Origin of the sequence: Bartonella sp. AP7XZML, from assembly GCF_042195745.1 — a bacterium.
Lineage (GTDB): Bacteria > Pseudomonadota > Alphaproteobacteria > Rhizobiales > Rhizobiaceae > Bartonella.
The window spans coordinates 1-4048 of sequence record NZ_JBHIOT010000126.1; the positions used below are offsets into that span (position 1 = coordinate 1).

The 4048-nt window shown below is 36.5% G+C and carries 4 protein-coding genes and 1 pseudogene; 3 read left to right on the forward strand and 2 right to left on the reverse strand.

Translation table 11 applies throughout. From position 1 onward, the window contains the following. The 3 genes from ACFILT_RS09705 to ACFILT_RS09715 all read left to right on the forward strand — a co-directional run. A partial coding sequence (locus tag ACFILT_RS09705) for a filamentous hemagglutinin (RefSeq protein ID WP_375680009.1) occupies window positions 1-1048 on the forward strand: 1048 nt, incomplete at its 5' end. Beyond that, a complete protein-coding gene (locus ACFILT_RS09710) occupies window positions 1045-1446 on the forward strand; it encodes a hypothetical protein (protein WP_375639609.1) in 402 nt (133 codons plus the stop codon). The genes ACFILT_RS09705 and ACFILT_RS09710, both read left to right, overlap by 4 nt. A 169-nt stretch (window positions 1447-1615) precedes the next feature. Beyond that, the gene (locus tag ACFILT_RS09715; protein WP_375612658.1) at window positions 1616-2017 is read left to right on the forward strand and encodes a hypothetical protein; all 402 of its coding nucleotides are present in this window, start codon (window positions 1616-1618) and stop codon (window positions 2015-2017) included. Between the two features lie 103 nt (window positions 2018-2120). Here ACFILT_RS09715 and ACFILT_RS09720 read toward each other — a convergent pair whose 3' ends face one another. Both ACFILT_RS09720 and ACFILT_RS09725 read right to left on the reverse strand, forming a co-directional pair. Further along, entirely contained in the window at window positions 2121-2321 is a 201-nt protein-coding gene (locus ACFILT_RS09720; protein ID WP_015856172.1) for an AlpA family transcriptional regulator, read from the reverse strand. 201 nt (window positions 2322-2522) lie between these two features. After that, a pseudogene (locus ACFILT_RS09725) lies at window positions 2523-2813 on the reverse strand (integrase); the annotation flags it as partial. Window positions 2814-4048: the final 1235 nt, after the last annotated feature.

Sequence of the window (4048 nt, forward strand, 5' to 3'; positions counted from 1 at the left end):
CGATGGGACTATCATCCTTACTGATACAACTGGACAGAGGGCGATGGGGCAAGATGCTGGACAAATCATTGGCTCTCTCAATCGCAACACCGCAGCAGCCCACCAAGCAGTAGGACAGCTAGATGTCGCATCGCTTGAGGGAGCAGTGCATAATCGCGTAGGTATGATCAATGATTTATCGGATGAAGGAATTAATATCTTTGAACAGGGCTTTGTAAACATGTTTATCAAAGAGCATTATCTGGCTACCGTGGATCACGATGAAAATGGCAATGTGATCTATGCAAAAGATGAAAATGGAAATCCTATAAGAGACAGTCATGGAAACCCGCAGCCGCAATATCATTATTTAACGCCTGAAGAACAACAGAATTTACAAAAAGGTTCTGATGGCAAGGTTCATGTTTTTCTCAATGGTATTTTTACAACACCAGATGACGCAGCCCATAATGCGGTTCAGTTGGCTGATAACAAGAATGATCCGCACTATTTTCTGATGTTCCCTCATAGCGATTCGTTCTTGGTAGAGTTGTTCATTGCAGGGTATCAGTATGCTCTAGAAGGTAAGTTGGGTATTTTGACCAATTCGACGAAGAAGTACCAGAATCTGTTGTATAGCCTTGGCAATATAGGATTGCATACTGATGCGCATAGCCGCGGCAGTATGACAGCGGGCAATGGATCGCATGATTTAGAAAAGCATGGTGTTCATGGTATAGCAAAGAAAACAACGATTAATTTCTTTGGACCAGCTTATAATACTCAAAACATGGCAGATACGTTATATATCTTAAGTGATGGAAAGCAGGATTACGTAAACTTGGAAAATCATAAAAATGACTTTGTGGGTACAAAGATTGGCAAAAATCCTTACACTTTTGAGCAAATACCTCCTGGAAGTGGTCCTTGGAAAGAAGCAGGGCAAATATTTAAGGGCTACCCAAGTGTCCATGCTTGTTATGGTAATGCAGGTTCAATATGTCGACAGGCTTATGGATTACCTAATCGTACGCCAATTTATTCAAAATATTCAGGAAGAAAAAAATGAAACAAATCTTGAAATTATTAAGTGGTCTCATTCTGTTAAATATTGTTGGATGTAACATCGACAAGCCTCCACCAGGAGTTTTGAGTGCATGGGAGAAACCTGGTGCAGATTTTACGGAGATAGGAAAAGCCTTGTTAGAATGTGGTATGCCAACCCCTTATGATGTTTTTCCAGAAAATAGAAAGCTAAGCATCAATGCAGAGGCTTCCATCGATGCTTGCATGATTCAAGCAGGATTCCACTACAAATGGGGAGGACCATATTGGTGTTATACTTTTAAAGAGAAAAACTTGCCGATTTGTCGTCCAGGTGCTGTCATACCACAGCGCAGTGTCAAGAAGCGCTTAAATAGCCCTTTTTGTAAAAGGTATAAAAATGCGGATGAATGCAAGCCTTAAGTGATGATCAACAATCCCCCTCCTTGCCTTCGCTTGGAATGGCGGGATTGTTTCCTCAATTAACCATTTCAATATTGTTCACTGTTGTTTTCAGCAGCGGTGACAGGAAATATCAATAGGTTTATGAGCTCTGTTTTATCGTAAATAAATCCATTGAAAGAGGGGAAAAATGAAGAAAATCTTAAAACTGTTGAGTTGCATGGCTTTGTTAAGTATCGCTGGATGTGACTCAAAGCCTCCTTCAAAATACTTTGTTATATGGCAAAAGCCAGATGCAGATTCTACTGAAGTAGCAAAAGCATTGTTAGAGTGTGGTAAGCCAACTCCTTATAATGCCGATACAGAAAATAGTGGATTAGGTTTCGGTGAATGGGCAATAATTCATACTTGTATGCTTCAATCTGGCTTCCACTATAGAAGTGAAAATGGAAAGTGGTGTGAAAATTGTCAAGATGATAGGATTCCGGTGTATCCTCTTAGTGGTTCTATCACGCCTCAGCGAAGTGTTGAGAGACGCTTAAATAGCCCTTATTGTAAAAAACATTCAGAACAACTTGAATGCCAGCCTTAAGTCTTGCTTCAGCAGAGAAAGCCTTGAATTTACACCAAATAAAGCACCAGGTTTGATGAGCTTGAGAAAGCCTTGTCCGTCCTTACGTGACAAGGTTTTCTTTTTATGCCGCGTCGTTATAACGTTGCTGTTTTGCTTGCTCGATGACATTCAAAAGATCTGATTGTAACCAACGCGATAAAAAACCAAATTTTAAAGGTTTTGGCAAAGAGCCATTGGTTACATGACGGCGGAAAGTTGAGACACTCATATGAAGCAATTTTGCACTTTCACGGTCTGTTAAAAGAATATCATTTTCTGTCATTCTAAAATCCTTTCACTATAAAAACAAATCATAATCATTTATTAACCACATTTTGGTTCATTTAGAAAGATGTTTTATTTATAGAAAACAATATTTTATTATACAATTTCTAATGTGATAAATTATGACTCCTATTGAGAAAGAATGAGAGAGAAGAGAGAGAAAGTTATCCACAGATCATGGGGTTATTCACCCCATATTTTAGGTTTGACCCGTGACATAAGCCGCCCATTTATCCATATAGACACGGCGCTGTTCTAGATAGTCAGTACGACGATAGGAGCGCTCTACTTGTCCTCCTACTGTATGACTTAGAATAGTTTCAGCGACCTCATAGGGGGCATCGGTTGTTTCTGCTAGCCAATCGCGTAAACTAGAGCGAAAACCATGGGGGCAAGCTTCAATTTTATTTTTTCTCATATACGCCGCCATCATCGTATGTGAAAGAGGACCACGACCGGTAAGTGAAAAGATGAAATCACTTTTAGAGATAGTACTCAGTATAATATCAAAAAACACAATAAAGTCAATAGTTTGCTTGCAATTATTTTATATGAATCCACTCAAGAATCCATCTTTTTATGCATGATTCATTTGACCATTTTTTATATAAGATTGCCATGTATGAATAGACCATAAAAAGCAAATCATGATGCTAATATTATAACGCATGTAAACGTTCAATGAAATGAAAAGCAGATATCATTCATAACAGTTTATAAATCTTATGATACGTTTTTATCACAGCAGAAATCGCATTGTTTAAAATTTAGTCGTTTGGAACTATCGATAACATACGTTTAAAGATTACTTCTTATTTTAAAGATTGGATTGTTAATCGCATAAAAGAGTAAATTAACGTTCGCCAAAATTGGCGAGCGCAAAATAGAGAGCTGTCATAACAGCATCATCAATAACACCGAACATTTTAAAGATTGCATAAAAGGATTAAGGACAAGATCGCATTTTAAAATGCTGTCTAAAAGTTTAGAAAACGATAAAGAGGTATTTTATATCTTATGAAATCAAAAGCCTTTTAATGAATATAGTGCATAGCTAGTTTTGAAGAACGCAACTGTATTCGCTTCCACAAAAAAATGGAAGCGACAATGCCATGGCAGTAGAATTACTATCTACTTTAGACTTGGTACTAAGAAACGTTTTAAAAGTTATAGTTTAAAAATACGCTTATGAGACCCTCTTTAAGTGAACGTTTAAACGTTTGAAACTGATGTTTATAACAGTTTTTAAAGCCTTACCTTTGATAAAAGCGGTTGTTTATTTGTCTTATGAGAGATTGTTTTGAAAACCAACGTTTACAGATGTAAAAAGAACGTTTTAAAAAAGACATTAGTTTAATAGGCATTTGCTTTTGATTGTATTGAGATGAATCTAAAAAGCGTTTTGATTTTAGAATGTAAGTTATTTTAATTTACTCAACTCAATTTTAAAGTCAGTATATTGAAACGTTTTAAAAGAAGCATTTTGATCATGGGCTTTATTTCAAATGACTACCTCACAAAGGAGGAGTTATGATTGATACGTTTGATAGCCATAAAAGCGTTTATAGGCTCTCTCATTCAAATGAGTGAGTAAAAATCATACGCATTATTTACATTCCTTTTGATAAGTTTTCATATCTCAAAAGAGCGTTTGCAATATGATACCTTTTGTATATATGCATTCATTATTGATTTCGTTTATATGAAATATTTGCACATACCTCC

What these genes read in the sequence shown, in the direction of transcription:
- ACFILT_RS09710 (WP_375639609.1), top strand. Translation starts at nt 1,045, where the DNA reads ATGAAACAAATCTTGAAATTATTAAGTGGTCTCATTCTGTTAAATATT.
- ACFILT_RS09715 (WP_375612658.1), top strand. Translation starts at nt 1,616, where the DNA reads ATGAAGAAAATCTTAAAACTGTTGAGTTGCATGGCTTTGTTAAGTATC.
- ACFILT_RS09720 (WP_015856172.1), bottom strand. Translation starts at nt 2,321, where the DNA reads ATGACAGAAAATGATATTCTTTTAACAGACCGTGAAAGTGCAAAATTG.